Genomic DNA, 19,381 nt, shown 5'->3' with positions numbered 1-19,381 from the left:
TAGTCATATAAATATGTAATATCGGTATTGCGACCATTCGGCGATCCGAGGCAGGTCTATATGGCTAAATTGGTATAACCACGGTTTCCAAGTCTGAAATTTTATGTTAGCGCTGTCATCAAAGATAAAATGGGAGGATACCAATGCGAGTGCTGCTGACCGCCACCGTGTGCGCGTTTCTGTCCGTCATTCTGCCGGGAGAGGCGAGCACCGCCGCACCGAAACCGGCCTCTCAGTCGGCCTACGAGATCGCCCCCGACGATCCCCGCGCCATCCGCGTCCAAGGCAGGGGCGACGGTATTGCCGATGACACTGCGGCCATCCAGGCGGCGATCGATCAGGCCAAGGGCGGCGGTATCGTCTTTCTGCCTTCGGGCCGATATCGTCTGACGCGCAGCCTTAATGTCTGGCCGGCGGTGCGCATCTTCGGCGTCGGCCCCAAGCGCCCGGTCTTTGTCCTGGCGGACAATACGCCGGGCTTCCAGACCGGCGTCGCCTCGATGATCGTCTTTACCGGCGACGACCAGTACAATGTCGGCAAGGTGCCGGTACCGGTCGCCAGCTTTGTGCCATACAGCGAAACCATTCGCGACGCCAATTCCTCGACCTTCTATTCGGCGATGAGCAATGTCGATTTCGAGATCGGCCAGGGCAATCCCGCGGCGACGGCCGTGCGTTTCCGCATGGCGCAGCATGCCTTCTTGAGCCACATCGACTTTCATCTCGGCTCCGCGCTGGCCGGCATCTATCAGGCCGGCAATGAGGGCGACAATCTGCGCTTTTTCGGTGGCCGCTATGGCATCCTGACCGAAAAGACCTCGCCGGCCTGGCAGTACACCCTGCTCGATTCCGAATTCGACGGCCAGTCCGAAGCGGCCATTCGCGAGCACGAGGTCGACCTGACCCTGGTCAATGTCAAAATCCGCAACACGAAGACAGGCATCGAGATCGACGAGGGATATAGCGACTCTCTCTGGGGCAAGGATGTCCGCTTCGAGAACCTGTCGAACGCCGCAGTCGTCATCAGCAATGAGGACAGCGTCTTTACCCAGGTCGGCTTCGACAATGCTCAGGCCAAGGGCGTGCAGGTCTTCGCCCGGTTTCGCGAAAGCGGCAAGACGGTAGCGGGCAGCGGGCCGGCCTATATCGTCAAAAGCTTCACCCATGGCCTGACCCTCCCGGCTTTAGGAGCCACCGGGACGTTCGAAACGCGCGTCGACGCCAAGGCAGTCGCAAAGTTGCCCGCCGCCCGCCCGCCGGCGCTCAAGCTGCTGCCGGCGGTCAAGCAGTGGAAGAGCGCCCGTGACCTGGGCGCCAAGGGGGACGGGATCGCGGATGACACGGCAGCCCTTCAGGCGGCGATTGACAAAAACCGTGTCGTCTACCTGCCGGCCGGCCATTATCGCGTCAGCGATACCCTGCGCCTGCGGCCGGACAGCGTGCTGATCGCGCTGCATCCCAGCCTGACGCAAATCTATCTCGAAGACAGCACGCCGAACTATCTCGGTGTCGGCGGCCTTAAGCCGATGATCGAAAGCGCCAGGGGCGGGAATGCCATTCTGTTCGGCTTTGGCCTTTATACCGGCGGATACAATCCGCGCGCCTCGGCTCTCGTCTGGATGGCCGGCGTGGATTCGATGGTCAATGACGTCAAGATCCAGGGCGGATCGGGTACGCGCCTGGGCCACGGCAAGCGTATGGACATGTCCGACCCCAAGAACCGCTGGGACGGTCAATACCCCAGCATCTGGGTCAAGGACGGCGGCGGCGGTACATTCAATGCAGTCTGGACGCCCAACACCTTCTCGCAGGCCGGTCTATACGTCACCAACACCAAGACGCCCGGCTATGTCTACCAGATGTCGGCCGAGCACCACGTGCGCGCCGAGATCGTCCTCGACGGCGTCGAAAACTGGGAGTTCCTGGCGCCGCAGACCGAGCAGGAGGTGCGTGATGGCCTCGACGCCCTGTCGACCGAGATCCGCAACTCGCGCAACATCCTGTTCGCCAACTATCACGGCTATCGCGTGACGCGGTCGCTGAAGCCGGCTTACGCCGCGGTCAAGCTTTATAACGCCTCCGACATTCGCTTCCGCAATGTCCACGTCAACGCCGAAAGCGGCTATGCCACCTGCGACGACGCCGGCTGCACGACCTATCTGCGCGCCAGCAAGTTTCCGTTCGAGAACGCTATTGTCGATGTCAATAGCAAGGCCGAGGTCCGCGAGCGCGAATTCGCCGTGCTCGACGTGCCCGCGACACCCAAGGTGGTCCAGCCCGACACGTCAGCGGTCAAAAAAATCGAAGGCGGCTTCTATTCGATCTCGGGGGCGGCGACAGCTGCCGACGGTACGCTCTACTTCGTCGAGCGCCAGTTCCACCGCATCTACAGCTGGTCGGCCAAGTCGGGCCTGTCGATCGTCCGCGACGCGCCGCTCGATCCCGTCAACCTGGCCGTGGCGGACAATGGCGACATACTTGTCCTGTCGTCGGAAGGTCCCGCCGGCAATGTCTACAGCTTCAACCCCAAGGTGGCGGGCTTCGACATGGCGCTGGTGGCGAAGACGCCGGTGGCGGCGCGCAAGGATGCCCGGACACTCCTGCCAGGCAATTTCTGGAACAATGGCGAGTTCCGCGACCAGCTCGATCCGAAAACTCTTCGGTTCGCGACCCTGGCGGAACTCTTCGCCAGGGACGTCCAGACGGCCAAGACGCACGAATATGTATCAAAGGATGGCAGCCTGGTCCTGCCGGCCTTCCGCATGCTGCAGCAGGGGCCGACAAACCACTTGGGCTGGCGCTGGTCCGATACGCTCCAGACCTATGGCTTTACGGGCGGCAAGATCGGCGAGCGCATTGTCTTCACGAATGGCTCGGAGAACAAGACCTATAGCGGCGTGGTCGCCGAAGGCGGCGCCTTGAGCGACCTCAAGGTCATCGCCAATCGCGGCGGCGAAAGCGCGGTCCTTGGTCCCGACGGCAAGCTCTATGTCGCCAATGGCCAGGTCTTTATTTATGACAGTGAAGGCAAGGAAGTCGGCCGGATCGATACGCCGGAACGGCCTCTGCAGCTGATCTTCGGCGGTCCGGATATGCGGACCCTGTTTATCCTCAGCCACCACGGCCTTTACGCGATCGAGCGATAGGAAGTTACATGCGACGTTTGGTAGTGATGCTTGTGGCGGTGCTGGCCGTCGTGTTCCCGTCAGCCGGTTGGGCGGAGAACCAGTTCAAGCTGCTGGTCCTCGCCATGCCCTCCAAGTATCACTACGAATATATCCCGATCGCGCGTGACAGCATGGAAAAGATGGCCAAGTTGCACGCCTTCGAGGTCGTGTGGACCAACAGGCCGGAGGACCTTGAGAAGGATATGGGGCAGTACGCGGCGGTCATGCTGCTGAATACGCCGATCGAGGACCTGAGCCCCGCCCAGCGCGGCGGCTTTGAGACCTATATGCGTTCGGGCGGCAATGCGATGGTGGTGCACCGTGCGGCCATCGCCCTGCCGGCGAACAGCTGGCCGTGGTACGAAAAGCTGGTCGGCCGGACCGTCGGCGTCCATCCCATGTTGCAGACGGGCGTCGTCACGGTCGTCGACAAAACCTTTCCGGCGACCTATGGCGTGCCTGAGCGCTGGCTGTGGAGCGACGAGTTCTACACCACGACCAATCCCCACAATGTGAAGATCCACACGGTGCTGGGCGTTGATGAAGACAGCTACGATCCGACCAAGATCTGGCCGGGCCAAACCGTCAAGCCGATGGGTAAGGACCATCCGATCGCCTGGTATCATGCTTACGAAAAGGGTCGCGTCTTCGTCACCACGCTTGGGCACAATGGCGAAATGTACCGCGACCCGCAGTATCTGAGCCATATCTTTGGCGGCGTCTACTGGACGGTCACCGGACGGATGGCGGCACCGTAAGTCCCCCTTCCGTCATTTGCTCCGCAAATGCCACCTTCCCCGTAAACGGGGAAGGAATTGATTAAGCTCATTTTCGTTTCCTTCCCCGTTTACGGGGAAGGTGGCAGCGAGCCTATGCGAGCTGACGGAAGGGGGACCTTACGGTGCCTGGCCTAAGGCATATATTGCCCACCATTGATATGGATGATCTGGCCGGTGATGTAGCCGCTCATCTGCTCCGAAGCGAGGTAGAGCAGGGTGCCGGTGCAGTCGTCGGGCGTGCCGACACGCTTGAGCTGGGTGGCGTTCTTCATGGCTTCCATGCGGTCGGCCGGCGTGGCCGCGTGGAAGGGCGTTTCGATGACGCCAGGCGCGATGGCATTGACGCGGATGCCGCGTCCGGCCAGGTCGCGCGCCATGTGACGTGTCAGGTTATGAATATAGGCCTTGGCGCAGGCATAGTGGCCCGAACCCGGCCCACCGCCGTCATTGCCGGCGATCGAGCCGACATTGATGATAGTGCCGCCGCCCTGGGTTTCGATCAGCGGCACGGCGGCTTGAGAGGCGTTGATAACCGAGCGGACATTGAGGTTCATGACGTTGTCGTAGAGTGCGTCGTCGATCTCCATGAAGGGTTTGCGGCCGCACAGCGAACCGGCATTGTTGACCAGGATGTCGAGCTTGCCCAAGGCCGTGGCGGCCTCGGCGACCATCTGGGACGCCGTCTTCGGATCGGTCAGGTCGGCCTGAATGAGCGCCGCCTTGCCGCCGAGATCGGTGATGGCCTGTACGACCTCGCGGGCGCCGTCCGCGTTGGCGCCATAGTGGACGGCGACCGCCGCGCCGTGCCTGGCGAAACCGATCGCCGCCGCGGCGCCGATACCGGAGGAGGCGCCGGTAACCAGCACGGCCTTGTCTTTGAGGTCGGTAAGCATTGAGATCCTTAGTTTATTGGAATGACGATCAGCGACAGCTTCTTGCCCTCGGTCAGGAGGCCGGACTGGACGAGCAGGCGCGTATTATCGGCGCTGAAGCTGGGGTGCAGGTGGTCGGGCTTCATGAAGTGGCCGGTCGACAGCAGCTTGCGTTCGCCGCTTGCGCGGTCGATCAGGTAGAGGTCGCCGTTGAAGGTGTCGCCGGCGGCGTAGCGGCCGTCATAGGTCACGCCATTGTGCCAGAAGCTGCGTGCCTTGGACTTGAACGGCACCTGGCCCAAATTTTCGATGTCGCCGGTGCGCAGGTCGATGACCATGATGCCGGTTGCCCGCTGCGACAGTTTTGGCGTGTGGCCCAGGAGGTTGAAGATGACGTGGTCAGCGTCGGCGAACTGTTCGTGGGTCACCCAGTCGTCGGGCGATTCCCGGAAAACTTCGCGATTGCCGGTACCGTCGGCATTGACGATCCACATGCGTTGCGGCGCGTCTCCGCCTGTTTCCCAGCAGTAGAGGATTTCGCCGGGCTTGAACGGATTGGCCTGGACGTGGCCCATGCGGAACTCGGACTTTATGACGGTCCGCGTCTTGCCGGTGGCGATGTCCATGGCAAGAATCCCGCCCGGCACCTGCGGCACGGGGCCGCCTTGCGCGCGCGGCGGCGCCTTTTGCTGGTCGAAGCCGAAATAGGCGGTCTTTTCATCGGCATCGAGGGTAAAGCCGCCGGCATTGATGAAGCCATCCGGCAGCTTGCCGTGGCTGGTCTCATAGCCTTCGGCCTTCAGCTTGCCGGCTTTTGAATCGGCCAGCAGCGCCGTCAGGTCGATCGACTTCAGCACCGGGGTGTCGCCCTTGCGCAGGTAGAAGACGCGGTTCGACAGCCGCGCGACATTGATCGAGCCGATATCGACGCCCGGGCCGTCGGTCAGTTGTACGATGTCACCCGTCGTCTCATTGACGGCAAAGATCTGCGGTGATCCGGCCCGTTCCCCGGAACGGAAGACGATATTGACGCCGTCCTTGGCCCACTGGGGATGGGTCGGGTAGATCTTAGCGTCTCCGACCGCGCCCGAGGTCAGCAGCGTCAGCGGTCGGCCGGTGACCGCGTCGGCGATGACGCGCTTTTCGGACGGATAGCGCTTGCCGACCTCGGCCAGGGCGGGCGTGGCAAGGGCCGCGATCATGGCGGCGATCAGGAGTGCGGAACGCATGGTCTACTCCTTTACGTCGATCGTGGCGGTCGCGGGTGTCAGGCCTTCGCCAGTTACCTTGACCTTGATCGCGCCCTTGCTGTCAATAGCGCGGACCATGACCAGCGCGCGGCCGTTCCAGGCATTGCGAACCGGCGACGAAAAGACGGTTGAATCTGTTGGCGAACCATTGTCGAAGGCCGCCAACTGGCCCGCGCCCTCGACCGACACGGTCAGCTTGTGAGCGGCATCGGGCACGCGCACGCCTTTGGCATCGACGACCTGGACGCGTATATAGCCCACATGGTCGAAGCCGCGCGCGATGCTCTTCTGCTCGGCCTCGAGGCGGACGGCAGCGGGCTTGCCGGCGGTCTTCAGCTCGTCCTGCGTCACCACCTTGCCCGACGCGTCATAACCGACGACGCGGATCATGCCCGGCGCATAGTGCACATCGTACTTGATGGCGCTGTCGTCGGCGTTCTTCGGCTTCCTGCCCAGCGACTTGCCGTTGAGGAACAGCTCGACCTCAGGCGTATTGGCGACGATCTCGACCTTCTCGGTGTGCGCCGCCTGGTCCGCCGGCGTCCAGTCATTGAGCACGCCCGGGCCCTTGGGTTGCGGCATGGCGATGCCGACCATGGTCGGCAGCTCGGACGTATCGATGACTTCCGTCACGCGGCGGCCGATCCTGGCGACGGGTGTTTCAGCCCACCACGAGGCGCGCTCCCAGCCGATTGGCTTGACGGCGTCGGTGCGGTCGACCAGGCCCGACGGGTTGGAGATGAATGGCCAGCCGGCGCGGTCGGCCTCACCCAGGTAGTCGGCGCCGGTCCACAGGAACATGCCGGCATAGGGGGCGTAGTCGCGCACCGGCAGCCAGTTCGCGCGGTTCTTGCCGTTCTCGGTGCCGATGATCTTGCGGGTCGGCTTATCCTTGTGCGCCTGGGTCAGCTCGTTTTCGCGATAGTTCTGGCCGACCACGTCCAGCATGTCGGCCAGGCCGTTCTTGTAGTCGCCTGATGTGTTGGGCCGGAACAGCGCCATGGTCACGGGGCGCGACGGGTCTTCGGTGTTGAAGATGGGCTTGAGGCGCGCGATGATCGATTTGGCGACGACGGGGTAGGGTGTGTCGTGGATCTCATTGCCGATCGACCAGATGACGACCGACGGGTGGTTGCGGTCGCGCTTGACGAAGTCGCGGGCGTCGATCGACGACCAGTCGGTGAAGAACAGATGGTAGTCGTAAGGATTCTTGGCGACCGTCCACATGTCGAAGGCTTCGTTCATGACGACGATGCCCAGCTTGTCGCACAGGTCAAGAAATTCCGGGCTGAATGGGTGATGGGCGGTGCGGATGGCGTTCACGCCCAGCGCTTGCAAGCCCTTCAGGCGGCGCTCATAGAAACTCAGCGGCACGGCCATGCCGAAGGCGCCGCCGTCGGCGTGGATGGCGGTGCCCTTCAGCTTGACGTTCCTGCCATTGATCCAGAAGCCGGTGTCGGCGCGGAATTCGATCTGGCGCACGCCGAAGGTCGCCGTGTCGGTTTCCAGCGTTTCGCCCCCAGAACCGCTAGAATTGTCCGATACGATCTTGAGGCTGGCCGTATAAAGATTGCCCTGGCCGATATCCCAGAGCTTTGGATTGTTGATGGCGCCCTCGGCCGACAGCTTGACGGACCGGCCGGCGGGCAGGGTAAGCGTGCCGCCCTTGAATGTGCCCGCGGGCTTGCCGTCCGGGCCGGTCAGGCTGACTTCGATGTGCGCGGTTTTTTCCGACGTCGTGCGATTGATGATGGCGCTTTCGACCTTCACTGTGGCGTTGTTGGCATCGATCTTCGGCGTCGTGACATAGGTGCCGTGACCGTCGACATGGACGTCGCCGGTGACGATCAGCCGGACATGGCGATAGATGCCGCCGCCGGCGTACCAGCGTGAAGCCGGCTGGGCAGTGGTGTCGGCACGCACGGAAATGACATTGTCGCCGTCCCACTTCAGGTGGTCGGTGATCTCATAGCGGACGCTGGAATAGCCGTTGGGGCGGTGGCCGACGTGCATGCCGTTGATCCACACGCCGCCGCGATCCATGACGCCGTCCAGCTCAATGAAGACACGTTTGCCCTTGTCGGCGGCGGGCAGGGTGAAGCTCTTGCGGTACCAGGCAACGCCGGTCGGCAGCCAGCCACCCGAGCCTGTGGCCGGGGCGTACTGATCGAAGGGGCCCGCTATCGACCAATCGTGCGGCAGGTCGACCTTCTGCCAGTCGGCCATGGGCGTGGCGACCTGTTCAGCGCCGGCAATATCGCCCTTGGCGAAGGTCCAGCCAGCGTCGAAATTGCGCGCCTCGCCGGCGGCCGCCGGAAGGCCCGCCAAAAGCGCCGCCATTCCGACAATGGAAACGGCCATTCTGTAATGAGATTTCATGTTCCGCCCTGCTTTTAATGCCCGTTATTGAAACGCGCGGCGGGGAAGCTTCCGTCGAACGCGCCTGCTTGGTCATGAGTAAAAATCAATATCAATCATGTCAACAGTTTGTTTTTCGATTTGTAATCGGTAACAGGGGGCGTTTTATTCGGTATTGTCCGACATAATAAGCATTTTGCGTCACGCTTGATCAAAAGGTTGCAAGTTTGGCATATCGCTGTCATACATGAAAAATTGTACGATATTTGCGCATGATGGCTTGGCATATCGTTCCGAATTTAATATGATTAAGATCAATTATCGGAACGATTTGGTCCGTTTGCGCTTTCGCGTTTGAGTTCTTAACTCCCCGTTTGGAACTCACGACTGGCCGTCCCTCCTGAAGACCGGAGGGGCGGCCCTTTTTCCTGCGTGCTGTGTAATCATCCAGTGGACGCCCGATCCGCATGGGAGAGGAAACGAAAATGAGACGCCAATTCTGCTTGTCCCTGGCGGTCGCCGTCATGCTTGCCGCTCCTGCGACTGACATCTCCGCTGCCGCGCCCGCGACCGAGGCGCCGAAAACGCCGGCGGTCCGGCCGGATGCCATCCCCGATCGCGAGGAGACCCTAAGCATTCTCAGGCGCTCGGCATCGGCGGAGGTCGCAAGGCTGAAAGGCATCGAGGACGGCGCCGCGCCGCGCCGCTTTGGCGTCAGCACCAACTGGATTTCGGCGACCTTCTTCGTCGGCGCCATGAAGCTGACGCAAACGACCGATGCGCCGGACGTGCTGGACTATGGTCTCAGCACCGCCCGTCGCTTCAACTACGGCCATCAGGGCGACGGCGCACCGGTCCACCTGATCAATGCCGACGATCAGGCGATCGGCGATCTCTATCAGGCGATCTATCTGCATACCGGCTCGCCCGGCACCTTGCTGCCTTTGAAACAGCGTCTCGACTACACGCTGCCCTATCTGACCCTGTCGCCGCAGCCGAAAAAGCTGGTCTGGTGGTGGTGCGACAGCCTGTTCATGGCGCCGCCGGTCCTGGCGCGCATGTCGGCCATCACCGGCGATCCCAAATATATCCAGGCCATGGACGTCCAATGGTGGCGCACCTATGAGCGTCTCTACGACACCGAGCAGCATCTCTATGCCCGCGACGAGCGCTTCATCGAGCGCCGGTCGCCCAACGGGAAGAAGATCTTCTGGGCGCGCGGCGAAGGCTGGGTGCTGGCCGGTCTTGCCCGCGTGCTGGAGGTCATGCCCGAGGACTTCCCGACGCGGCCGCGCTACATCGCCCTATACCGTGAGATGGCGGCAAGGATCGCCTCATTGCAGCAGGCCGACGGCCTGTGGCGCTCAAGCCTGCTCGACCCGGACGCCTTTCCCGAACCGGAAACCTCTGGGACCGCGTTTTACACCTACGCTCTGGCCTTCGGCATCAACCACGGCATTCTGGAGCGCGACAAGTACCTACCGCACGTCCTGAAGGGCTGGGCCGGCTTGAACCAGTACGTCCTGCCAAGCGGCATACTGGGGCAGGTCCAGTCGGCCGGCGACCAGCCCGTGCCGACCCGGCGCGAGACGACGGCGCTTTACGCCAGCGGCGGTTTCCTGCTGGCTGGCCTCGAAGTCGCCAATCTCGGCCGGCCGGTGTCGGCCCTGCCGATCAAGCTGCCGGAACCCGCCCAACTGCAATATCACGCCAGCGACATGCGGCCGACCGTCATACCCGCCAACGCGACGCCGGAGCAGCTTAAGGAGCTTGCCCGCCGTGAAGCCGAGCGCGAGGCGGTCAAGCTTCTGGCCTTCGACCCGATGGTCGACGATCCCGCTTATATCTCCCCCGTGGCCGCGAAGCGCTAAAGTAACGGAAAAAATGCGCTGGTGCCCGCTTGGCTAACCTTGCTGGTGGGCGGCGCGTGACCATATCTGTGCTTCCACATGTTACATATTGGAGAACACGTCATGGCCGACAGCGATCCCGCCAACAATCAACCCGCCGGCTATGTGCCGCCCAGCGTCTGGCAGTGGGACAAGGGCAATGGCGGCCAGTTCGCCAATATCAACCGGCCGATTTCCGGTGCGACGTCCGACAAGGACCTGCCGGTCGGCAAGCATCCGCTGCAACTCTATTCGATGGGGACGCCCAACGGCATCAAGGTCACTATCCTGCTCGAGGAATTGCTGGCGGCAGGTTATTCCGGGGCTGAATACGATGCCTGGCTGATCAAGATCGGCGACGGCGACCAGTTCGGCTCGGGCTTCGTGTCGGTCAATCCGAACTCCAAGATCCCGGCCATGCTCGACCGTTCGACCGATCCGCAAACCCGGTTGTTCGAAAGCGGTTCGATCCTTTTCTATCTCGCTGAAAAGTTCGGCGCCTTCCTGCCGACCGAGCACTACAAGCGCGCGGAGACCATGAACTGGCTGATGTGGCAGATGGGCTCGGCACCGTTTGTCGGCGGCGGCTTCGGGCATTTCTACGCCTATGCGCCGTTCAAGATCGAATATGCGATCAACCGCTACGCTATGGAAACCAAGCGCCAGCTGCATGTGCTGGATACCCAGCTCGGCAAGACGGAATTCGTTGCCGGTGACGACTACACCATTGCCGACATGGCCATCTATCCCTGGTACGGCGGCATCGTGAACAACGCCTATTCGGCGGCTGAGTTCCTGTCGGCCGGCGACTATGCCAATATCCGCCGCTGGATGGATCAACTCGAAGCCCGGACCGGCGTAAAGCGTGGGCGTCTGGTCAACCGCGCCGCCGATGGCCTGGCCGAGCGCCACGACGCCAGCGATTTCGATCGTCTGCTGGCGCCTGCTGCCGGATAACGTGCGAAAAAAAGACCGCCGTCGGGGGATCGACGGCGGTCAGTCACAACCTCTGGGATGAGGCAACGGGAAGAAAGCCATGAAGCTTCATAATTCCTATAAAATTTGTGTTGATTTAGCACAAGTCAGAAATATCCAATCATCCCTATAGAATGGCTTCATTGGCTGAGCGGAGGCCCGTCATCTGCCGCGAAAAGCCGACCGCTTTTATTTGAATTTATGCGACAGGTGTTGCGGGACGGCGCGGCACGGGCTATGCGCAGGGGATGGTTTCTATTGGATCGACCTTGTCCGCCATTTCGTTCGACCACGTTGGTAAGCAGTTCAACGCCTCTGGCCGCGCGCAGGCGGCGCTGAGCGACGTCACCCTGGACATCGTGCCGGGCGAGGTGTTCGGCATCGTCGGCGCCTCTGGTTCCGGCAAGTCGACCCTGGTGCGGCTGATCAACCGGCTGGAGCGCCCGACTTCGGGCCGCGTGCGGGTCGGCGGCCAGGATCTTGCCGGGCTGAACGCGCGCCAGCTGTCGGACCTGCGCCACAAGCTGGGCATGATCTTTCAGCAATTCGGCCTCTTGTCGTCCAAGACCGCCCGGCAGAATGTGTTGTTCGCCTTGCAACTGGCCAAGCCAAGGCTCGACGTCGCTGACCATGCTCGCGTCGACGACCTGCTGGCGCGCGTGGGTCTCAGCGATCATGCGCACAAATATCCGGCCCAGTTGTCCGGCGGCCAGAAGCAGCGCGTCGCTATTGCCCGGGCGCTCGCCAATTCACCCGACATCCTGTTGTGCGACGAGCCGACCAGCGCGCTCGATCCGGAGGCGACGCAGGGCGTGCTCGACCTGCTGGCGGAGCTCAACCGCGACCTGAAGCTGACCGTCGTCCTTGTAACGCACGAGATGGACGTGGTGCGCCGGATCTGTGACCGCGTCGCGGTGCTCGATCACGGCCGCCTGGTCGAGGCGGGGCCGGTGTCACAGGTCCTGTTCCGTCCGCAAAGCGAGGCGGCGAAGGCCTTGATCGCGCCGTTGATCCCTAACATCCCGCCATCGGCCGGCGCACAACCGCGCCTGCGCCTGACCTATTTCGGCGACATCGTCACCAGCGATGCCTTGAGCGCGGCCACACAAGGGCTGGACGTTCGCTTCAGCATCGTCGCTGGCCAGGTGTCGGCGCTGAAAGACACGCCCTATGGCCAGCTGGTCGTCGAGCTGGAAGGGCCGGGGCGGGCCGCGGCGCTGGAGCGGCTGGCGGCGCGTGGCGTAAGCGTGGAGACAATCGCATGAACACAGCGGATTTCTTCCAGAACATCGACGGCGTCGAAATCGCCCTGGCCAGCTGGGAAACCGTGGCCATGCTCTTCGGTTCGCTGCTGTTCAGCGTCGCCCTGGGCCTGCCGCTCGGCGTCTGGCTGTTCGTAACATCGCCGCGCGGCCTGTCGCCCAACCGCGTGCTTTATGGCCTGCTCAGCCTGGTCGTGAACGTGCTGAGGTCGATCCCGTTCGTCATCCTGTTCATCCTGCTGATCCCGGTGACACTGGCGCTCGTCGGCACGTCGCTGGGCGTGCGCGGCGCCATTCCGCCCCTGGTCCTGGGGGCGGCGCCCTTCTTCGCGCGGCTGGTCGAAACCGCCTTGCGCGAAGTCGACCGTTCGGTCATCGAGGCGACCCAGGCACTGGGCGCCAGCAACCGCCAGATCGTCCTCAAGGCGCTTTTGCCCGAGGCCATGCCGGGCCTGATCGCGGCCGTGACGGTGACCGCTATCGCCCTCGTGTCCTACACGGCCATGGCCGGCGTGGTCGGCGCCGGGGGCCTGGGTGACCTGGCCGTGCGCTATGGCTATCAAAGATTCCAGACCGACGTCATGGTCGTCACCGTGGCCTTGATCGTCATTCTTGTTCAGGCGCTGCAGATGGGCGGCGACGCGCTGGTGGCGCGGTTTCACAAACGATAGGAGGGTCGTATGACCTCACGCCGTCTCTTCCTGCTGTCCGCCCTGGCGGTCACCGCCTGCGCCAAGCCCGAAACCAAGGGTAACGTGCTGACGGTCGCGGCCACCGCCGTGCCGCACGCCGAGATCCTGAAGGCCATCACACCGGACCTGAAGGCGCAGGGCATCGATCTTCAGGTGAAGATCTTTAACGACTACGTCCAGCCGAACCTGCAGGTCGACCAGAAGCTGATCGACGCCAACTATTTCCAGACCCTGCCTTATCTCGAAGCTTTCAATAAAGAGCGCGGCACGAAGCTGGTGACGGTCGCCGGCGTCCATGTCGAACCGTTTGGCGCCTATTCGAAGAAGGTCAAGACCATTGCCGAATTGAAGAACGGCGCGGTCATTGCCCTGCCGAACGATCCGACCAATACCGGTCGCGCCCTGATCCTGCTGCACAAGAACGGCCTGATTACCTTGAAGGATCCGAACAATATCGCCGCGACGCCCAAGGACATCGCCGCCAATGCCAAGCGCTTCGTCTTCAAGGAACTGGAATCGCCGTCCCTGCCGCGCGTGCTGCCTGAGGTCGACCTGGCCCTGATCAACACCAATTACGCGCTCGACGCCAAGCTCAACCCACAATCGGACGCGCTGATCATCGAAGGTCCGGATAGCCCGTACCTCAACTATCTGGTGGCGCGTCCGGACAATAAGGACGATCCGCGCATCAAGGCGCTGGCGGCCGCCCTGACCTCACAGAAGGCGCGCGACTTCATCGCCGCCACCTACAGGGGCGCGGTGATCGCCGCGGCCCCGCTCGGTTAGAAATAAGAATCAAGGCTGCCGGACGTAGACCAGGGACGGCGCTTCACGGATGAAGGTATCGAGGACGCCATCGGCGACCTTGACCGGCCCGTCGACCCGGACGGCGCCCGGGATCGAATTTATGGCTTCGGCGCGCCGGGCCAGGGTCTCGGCCTCGGCAAAGAGACGGGTTGCGGTGGCGTCACTGTCATCCAGGGCTGCGCGCAGGCCGCTGACCGTCAGGGCGAGGGCGCGTCCCCACAGCTCGGTCGCGTCGAGCCAGGGTTTGGCTTCGGCGGCAAAGCCCGGGACGACCACGCCCGCTCGGATCAGGTCGGGCGCAGCCGCCAGATCGTCGGCCTCAGCCGCGAGCCTTGCCAGCGCTTCGTCGCGCTCAGCCGCGGCCCCGACCGCCAGCGCGTCGCGGGTGTGGTCGATCAGCGCTTTCAGACGCGGGGCCTGGGCCTGCCAGGGATGCGTGCCGAAGGTCGGAGCCAGATGCTGGGTGTCGAAGAAGGTGAGCAGCGCCGCCGTCACCCGGGGATCGCCGCCCGCCAGATACCGCGCCGAGGCGTTCCAGGTACGTTCGGCGTTGTAGTCCTTGTCGTTCCATGCAAAGGCGACCAGGCCCATGACGGCTGGCCGGCTGGCAGCCTCCTGGTTCATCGGATTGGAGACGATGCCGCTCAGTTCCGCCGACAGGCCGCCCTCGCGGCGGTCATAGGGCGCCAGCAGCAGGCGGCCAGCCGATTCCTTGTAGTCGTTGACCGGATAATTGTCCCACAGCAGCGTCTTGCGGCCGAACGCCTTGGTTGCATTGGCCGCGTCCTTGACCGAGATCGACGGCGGCACGACGTCGGTGCCCGTCCACTGCACGGCGACGCGTGGGTCGAGCTCAGCGCGCAAGGTCGCCTTGTACGGGCTTTCGGTGGTGTTGTAATATTCCGTCGGCACCATCATCAGCGAGCCGCGGTCATTGGCGGCAACCAGATCGGCCTGGACTGCGTTGAGCAGCTTCGCCTGGGCGCTGGCCGCAGCCTTTTCGCTGGGCGCGCCGAAGGCGGCCTCGTCACCCGCGCAGTTCCACTTGGTGTACTCGATATCGTCGAGCGCGACGTAGAAACCGCGCACGCCGATGCCGCGCAGGGTCCTGAACTTGCGGCGGATGGCTTCGAGGTCGGCCGGGTCCGAATAGCAGATGGTCGGCCCCGGCGAGAGGGCATAGACGAAATTGACGTGGTGGCGATTGGCGATCTCGACCAAGCCGCCCAAGCCTTTCAATGTTTCGGCGGGATAGTCCTCGCGCCATTTGTCGCGCGCGAAGACCTCGTCCTTCGGGCTGTAGATGTAGGTGTTGGCCTTCATACCGGCCAGGAAGGTGATGTGGTCGGCGCGTTCGGTCATCGACCATGGCTTGCCATAGAAGCCTTCGATCGTGCCGCGCACCGGCATGGCCGGGTGGTCGGCGACCGTGATGGCGGGCAGGGCGCCGTCGCCGACGATCTGGCGCAGGGTCTGGGCGGCATAAAAGACGCCGTCAGGGTCCTTTCCGGCCAGTACGATCAGCGCGCCGCTATCGACGGCCGCGGTGGCGAGCACATAACCCTCGTCCTGTGCCGGCGCGACTGCCTGGGCGCGGGCCAGGGCGCTGGCCAGCACCGGCGTATCGCCGGCACCGAGCACAACGTAGGTTGCGTCAAGCGACACCGGCAGGCGGTTGGCGGTCCGAAAGTGCTCGACGCCCGCCCGGGTCAATATCTGGCGTATCAGCGCTTCGGTTCCGATGTCGGGCTTGCCGGCCTGGACAAGCACGACGGTCTTGCCGAGCGCCAGATCCTTGCCGGTCAGTTTCGCGGCCACGGGCGTGGGAAAGATGGCGGGCAATGTCCCGGCGCCGGCGGGCGCCGCAAGCGACACAGCGGCGCACGACAACAGCGTCAGGAGGCCACAGATTACCGGGGATGCGCGCATGAAGGGCCTCATTGTCCGTTGTAAAGGTTATAACCACTTCTATATTTTTAATACCAATTGGACGCAAGCCGATAAACTAATAACGGAGACTCTCAAGGACCTGACGGTGCGTCGGCATCGTGTCCACGGCGTGCCGGATGGCGGCCGCCAGCCTTCGTAGAGTGTCATCGACGGCGGCCGTTTCGTGGATGTCGGACAAGGGGTCATATCCTGTCGGCAGGACATTCTGGCCGATCAGGACGGCTAACCAGCTCGCCGGCTGGAACAACTCGCCGGGCGCAAGGACGATACGCGAACTGCTGCGGAAATGGTCCATCTTGCAGGCCAGGCTGTCCGGCACATCCATGAACCTGCAGTACTTCCAGAAGGCGGAATCTTCGCGATCCGTCGCCTTGTAATGCAAGATGATGAAGTCGCGGATAGACTGGTACTGGGTCTCCATCACGCGATTGTACTGCGCGCTCAGCAGCGGATTGAAGGTCCGGTCGGGCCAGTAATCCAGCAGTTTGACGAGGCCGGAATGGATCAGGTGGATGCTGGTCGATTCCAGCGGTTCGAGAAATCCCGACGACAGGCCAATCGCCACGACATTCCGGTTCCAGCTCAGCTTGCGGCGGCCCGTCTGGAAGCGCAGGAACTTCGGCTCGGCCAGCGGCTTTTGGTCGAGCGTCTCAAGAAGCAGGTCTCCAGCCTCATCGTCGCCCATGAAACCTGATGAAAAGACATGGCCATTGCCGATGCGGTGCTGGAGCGGAATGCGCCACTGCCAGCCGGCCGAATGGGCGGTCGAGCGCGTATAGGGCGTTATCGATGGGGCGCTTTCGCTGGGGACAAAGCCAGCGCGGTCGCAGGGCAGCCAGTGGCTCCAGTCCTCGTAACCGCTGCCCAGCGTCTTTTCGATCAGCAGGCCTGACAGGCCGGAACAGTCGATGAAGAATTCGCCATCGACCGTCTGGCCGTCCTCCAGATGCAGGCTGGTGACATGGCCGCTATCCGCGTCTTGTCCGACGTGGCCGATCTTGCCTTCCACCCGGCGGACGCCGCGCGCTTCGGCGTAACGACGCAAAAAGGCGGCGTATAGCCCGGCGTCGAAATGATAGGCATAGGCCAGCTCGGACAGCAGTGAGCCGTCGCGCGGCGGGATATTGAACCGGTCGGCCCTGGCCGCCATGGCATTCAGCGAATAGGTCTCGAAGTTTTCGGTGTGCCCTTCCAGGCGCCGGCGCGTCAGATAGTGTTCGAAGCCTGTGCGGCCGATCGGCTTGCCGATATTGCCGAAGGGGTGGATGTAGCTTGTCCCGACCTTGCCCCAGTTGACGAACTCGATCCCCAGCTTGAATGTCGCCTGGGTGGCGGCGATGAAGTCGCGTTCGTGCACCTCCAGCAGACGGTTGAAGCGCCGGATGGCGGGGATGGTCGCTTCGCCGACGCCGATCGTGCCGATCGCGTCGGATTCGACCAAAGTCACGTCGACCAGCTTGCCCTTGAATGTCTGCGACAGCAGCGCAGCCGCCATCCAGCCGGCGGTGCCGCCGCCGACGATCACGACCTTCAGCTTCGGTCCCTCATGCCCCGGCAGCATGAATTACCGCCCCAGCTGGGCTTCGAAATCGATCGGGTCGATGATCAGCGGCGGGAAGCGGCCCTTCATCAGGACATTGTCGATGGCTTCGCGGGCATAGGGCAGCAGAACCTCAGGGCACAGGGCGCCGACGATCCGGTCATAGGCCGGCCCGGACGTTTCGGCGATCTGGAAGATGCCCGCCTGGATGGCCTCGATCATGAAGGCCGTGCGGCCGGCGCTGGTGGCGATGATCGACATCGTCAGGACGACCTCGGTCAGGTTGCCCGGAATGGCCTCGTGCTGGGTCTTCATGTCGACCTTGATCTGGGGCTGCCATTCCTGGGTGAAGATGGCGGCGCCCGATGGCGCCTGAAAGGACAGGTCCTTCAGATAGATCTGGCGGATGTGAAAGGGTCTGGGCACGATGAAACCTCAGGCGGTGATGGGGCCGTCGAGATCGAAAACCGTCTCTCCAGGCTGGACATAGTCAAGTATCAGGTGGACGCGGCCTTCCGTCCCGTCATTGCGGACGGAATGGGTACGGCGGTTGTTGATCTCCCACAACTGGCCTTCGGGCATGTGGAACCGCAACTGGCCGACGCAAAACAGGCTGTACGGATTGGAGATGACGGGCAGGTGAATCCTGTGGCAGCGCTTGAGCGACTCGCCCTCGTCGATGTGCGGCTTGATCTCAGCCCCGGCGGGCAGCCGGGTCAGGATGGCGCGGATGAAGTAGCCGGGGCCGTGCTGCTCGGCGACGCGGCGCTGGCGAAGGGTCTGGAGATAGAACTGACGGATATGCGCCATGACCGGCTCAAGCATCGGCTGGAAGACGGCAAAGGCCGCGTGATGCGTCGGGTCGGTGTGGCGGAAATCAGAGTCGGCGATCAGCTTGATCGTCTGGGTGCTGGCGTGGGCATTAAACGCCTTTTGCCGGCTGCCGTCGGCATTCCACGCATCGTCACCCAGCGCGGCGACGGCCGATTTTAACGCGGCGATGTCGAACTGGCCCAGTTGCTGGGCGTCATAGGCGAAATTCATGGAAACGACCGCACCCCGCAGCGTATTCTGTAAAAGCTACACATATGTAGATACCAATGTCCATTTAAATCATAACCTTTGCGCCTGGCAGGATATCAGGCGTCGCCAAAACAGTAGCCGTAGGCGGCGATCACGCTGCCATCCATTTCGGCGACCAAGGCCCGCGTTTCCGGCGTGTAATAGGACGGATAGGCGTCGTGCCGGCTGGTATTCAGGTCGGGCGTCGCCTTCAGGAACCGGTGCATGCGTATGGTTTCGGACGCACCGAGCCCTAGCGGAGCCTCCGCCAGCGACTGCCGAAGCGTTTCCGTCCGCAGGACCAGGGGCGCCGCCGCACCGGCATACAGACGGTCGTGCAAGAAACTGTAGAAGCCAAGCCCGCTGCCAGAGATCCTGGCAATGCACGACCGGGTGAGGTTGAGGCCATAATTGACGAAGCTTTCCGGGAAGGCGTCCGACAATTGCCGGATGCGCTCAGGGTTGCTTTCCAGCGTCACCAGGTTGCGGATCGTCGTGGCGAAATCGGCGGTGCCGCCATCGCTGCAGATGAGAAAGAGCGGATTGGGCCGTTCCTGGCCCTGCTGGAAATGATACCAGGAGACGTAGTAGGCCCAGGGATTACGCACCGTGCCCACGACGGGCAGCGTCCTCAGCGACTCGGGGATCTGGTTGTAGGGCAGGTGATAGCCGATCCGCCGGGCCGAGGGCACGCAGGTCATCAGCATCTGGTTGACATAGGTGCCGCCGGACTTGTGCAGGTGCAGGAAGACGAAGGTGTCGCAGACGATCATGGCGG

15 protein-coding genes are annotated in these 19,381 nt (G+C 62.8%); 7 read left to right on the top strand and 8 right to left on the bottom strand.

Annotated elements, in window-relative coordinates; genetic code table 11:
- Positions 1–143 precede the first annotated feature (143 nt).
- Positions 144–3,146, top strand: coding sequence for a glycosyl hydrolase family 28-related protein (locus J2X24_RS02395; protein WP_209716013.1), 3,003 nt, complete (start codon positions 144–146; stop codon positions 3,144–3,146).
- 8 nt (positions 3,147–3,154) lie between these two features.
- Positions 3,155–3,925: a ThuA domain-containing protein gene (locus J2X24_RS02390; protein WP_209716010.1), complete on the top strand. Its 771-nt coding sequence runs from the start codon at positions 3,155–3,157 to the stop codon at positions 3,923–3,925.
- Positions 3,926–4,077: 152 nt separating this feature from the next.
- On the opposite strand, the gene J2X24_RS02385 is transcribed toward J2X24_RS02390, so the two are convergent.
- The 3 genes from J2X24_RS02385 to J2X24_RS02375 are packed head-to-tail and all read right to left on the bottom strand — an operon-like array spanning position 4,078 to position 8,429.
- Positions 4,078–4,839 (bottom strand): SDR family NAD(P)-dependent oxidoreductase, encoded by a 762-nt coding sequence (locus J2X24_RS02385; RefSeq protein ID WP_209716007.1) that lies wholly within the window; start codon positions 4,837–4,839, stop codon positions 4,078–4,080.
- 8 nt (positions 4,840–4,847) lie between these two features.
- Complete coding sequence (locus tag J2X24_RS02380; protein WP_209716004.1) at positions 4,848–6,047, bottom strand: hypothetical protein; 1,200 nt, start codon at positions 6,045–6,047, stop codon at positions 4,848–4,850.
- Between the two features lie 3 nt (positions 6,048–6,050).
- Positions 6,051–8,429, bottom strand: coding sequence for a glycoside hydrolase family 2 protein (locus tag J2X24_RS02375; RefSeq protein WP_209716001.1), 2,379 nt, complete (start codon positions 8,427–8,429; stop codon positions 6,051–6,053).
- A 482-nt stretch (positions 8,430–8,911) separates the two neighbouring features.
- Here J2X24_RS02375 and J2X24_RS02370 point away from each other — a divergent pair, with 482 nt between their 5' ends.
- From J2X24_RS02370 to J2X24_RS02350, 5 genes are all read left to right on the top strand, one after another.
- The gene (locus J2X24_RS02370; RefSeq protein ID WP_209715998.1) at positions 8,912–10,297 is read left to right on the top strand and encodes a glycoside hydrolase family 88/105 protein; all 1,386 of its coding nucleotides are present in this window, start codon (positions 8,912–8,914) and stop codon (positions 10,295–10,297) included.
- 102 nt (positions 10,298–10,399) lie between these two features.
- The gene (gene yghU / locus J2X24_RS02365; RefSeq protein WP_209715996.1) at positions 10,400–11,272 is read left to right on the top strand and encodes a glutathione-dependent disulfide-bond oxidoreductase; all 873 of its coding nucleotides are present in this window, start codon (positions 10,400–10,402) and stop codon (positions 11,270–11,272) included.
- 266 nt (positions 11,273–11,538) lie between these two features.
- On the top strand, positions 11,539–12,555 hold the full coding sequence (locus tag J2X24_RS02360; RefSeq protein ID WP_209715993.1) for a methionine ABC transporter ATP-binding protein: 1,017 nt from the start codon (positions 11,539–11,541) through the stop codon (positions 12,553–12,555).
- Positions 12,552–13,223: a methionine ABC transporter permease gene (locus J2X24_RS02355; RefSeq protein ID WP_209715990.1), complete on the top strand. Its 672-nt coding sequence runs from the start codon at positions 12,552–12,554 to the stop codon at positions 13,221–13,223. The genes J2X24_RS02360 and J2X24_RS02355 overlap by 4 nt, the downstream gene beginning before the upstream one ends.
- Positions 13,224–13,232: 9 nt before the next feature.
- Complete coding sequence (locus J2X24_RS02350; RefSeq protein WP_209715987.1) at positions 13,233–14,030, top strand: MetQ/NlpA family ABC transporter substrate-binding protein; 798 nt, start codon at positions 13,233–13,235, stop codon at positions 14,028–14,030.
- Between the two features lie 9 nt (positions 14,031–14,039).
- On the opposite strand, the gene J2X24_RS02345 is transcribed toward J2X24_RS02350, so the two are convergent.
- From J2X24_RS02345 to J2X24_RS02325, 5 genes are all read right to left on the bottom strand, one after another.
- Positions 14,040–15,980, bottom strand: coding sequence for a glycoside hydrolase family 84 protein (locus J2X24_RS02345; protein WP_245344369.1), 1,941 nt, complete (start codon positions 15,978–15,980; stop codon positions 14,040–14,042).
- A 76-nt stretch (positions 15,981–16,056) separates the two neighbouring features.
- On the bottom strand, positions 16,057–17,562 hold the full coding sequence (locus tag J2X24_RS02340; protein WP_209715980.1) for a tryptophan halogenase family protein: 1,506 nt from the start codon (positions 17,560–17,562) through the stop codon (positions 16,057–16,059).
- Positions 17,563–17,565: 3 nt separating this feature from the next.
- Positions 17,566–17,967: a protein-export chaperone SecB gene (gene secB / locus J2X24_RS02335; protein ID WP_209715977.1), complete on the bottom strand. Its 402-nt coding sequence runs from the start codon at positions 17,965–17,967 to the stop codon at positions 17,566–17,568.
- A 9-nt stretch (positions 17,968–17,976) separates the two neighbouring features.
- Positions 17,977–18,585, bottom strand: a complete 609-nt coding sequence (locus tag J2X24_RS02330) for an aspartyl/asparaginyl beta-hydroxylase domain-containing protein (protein ID WP_209715974.1) — start codon at positions 18,583–18,585, stop codon at positions 17,977–17,979.
- Positions 18,586–18,680: 95 nt separating this feature from the next.
- A complete protein-coding gene (locus J2X24_RS02325; protein WP_209715971.1) occupies positions 18,681–19,376 on the bottom strand; it encodes a hypothetical protein in 696 nt (231 codons plus the stop codon).
- Positions 19,377–19,381: the final 5 nt, after the last annotated feature.

It is taken from the genome of Asticcacaulis solisilvae (assembly GCF_017875235.1).
GTDB lineage: Bacteria > Pseudomonadota > Alphaproteobacteria > Caulobacterales > Caulobacteraceae > Asticcacaulis > Asticcacaulis solisilvae_A.
Note: the sequence above shows the minus strand (reverse complement) of the source record. Positions and strands in the feature narration are given on the sequence as shown.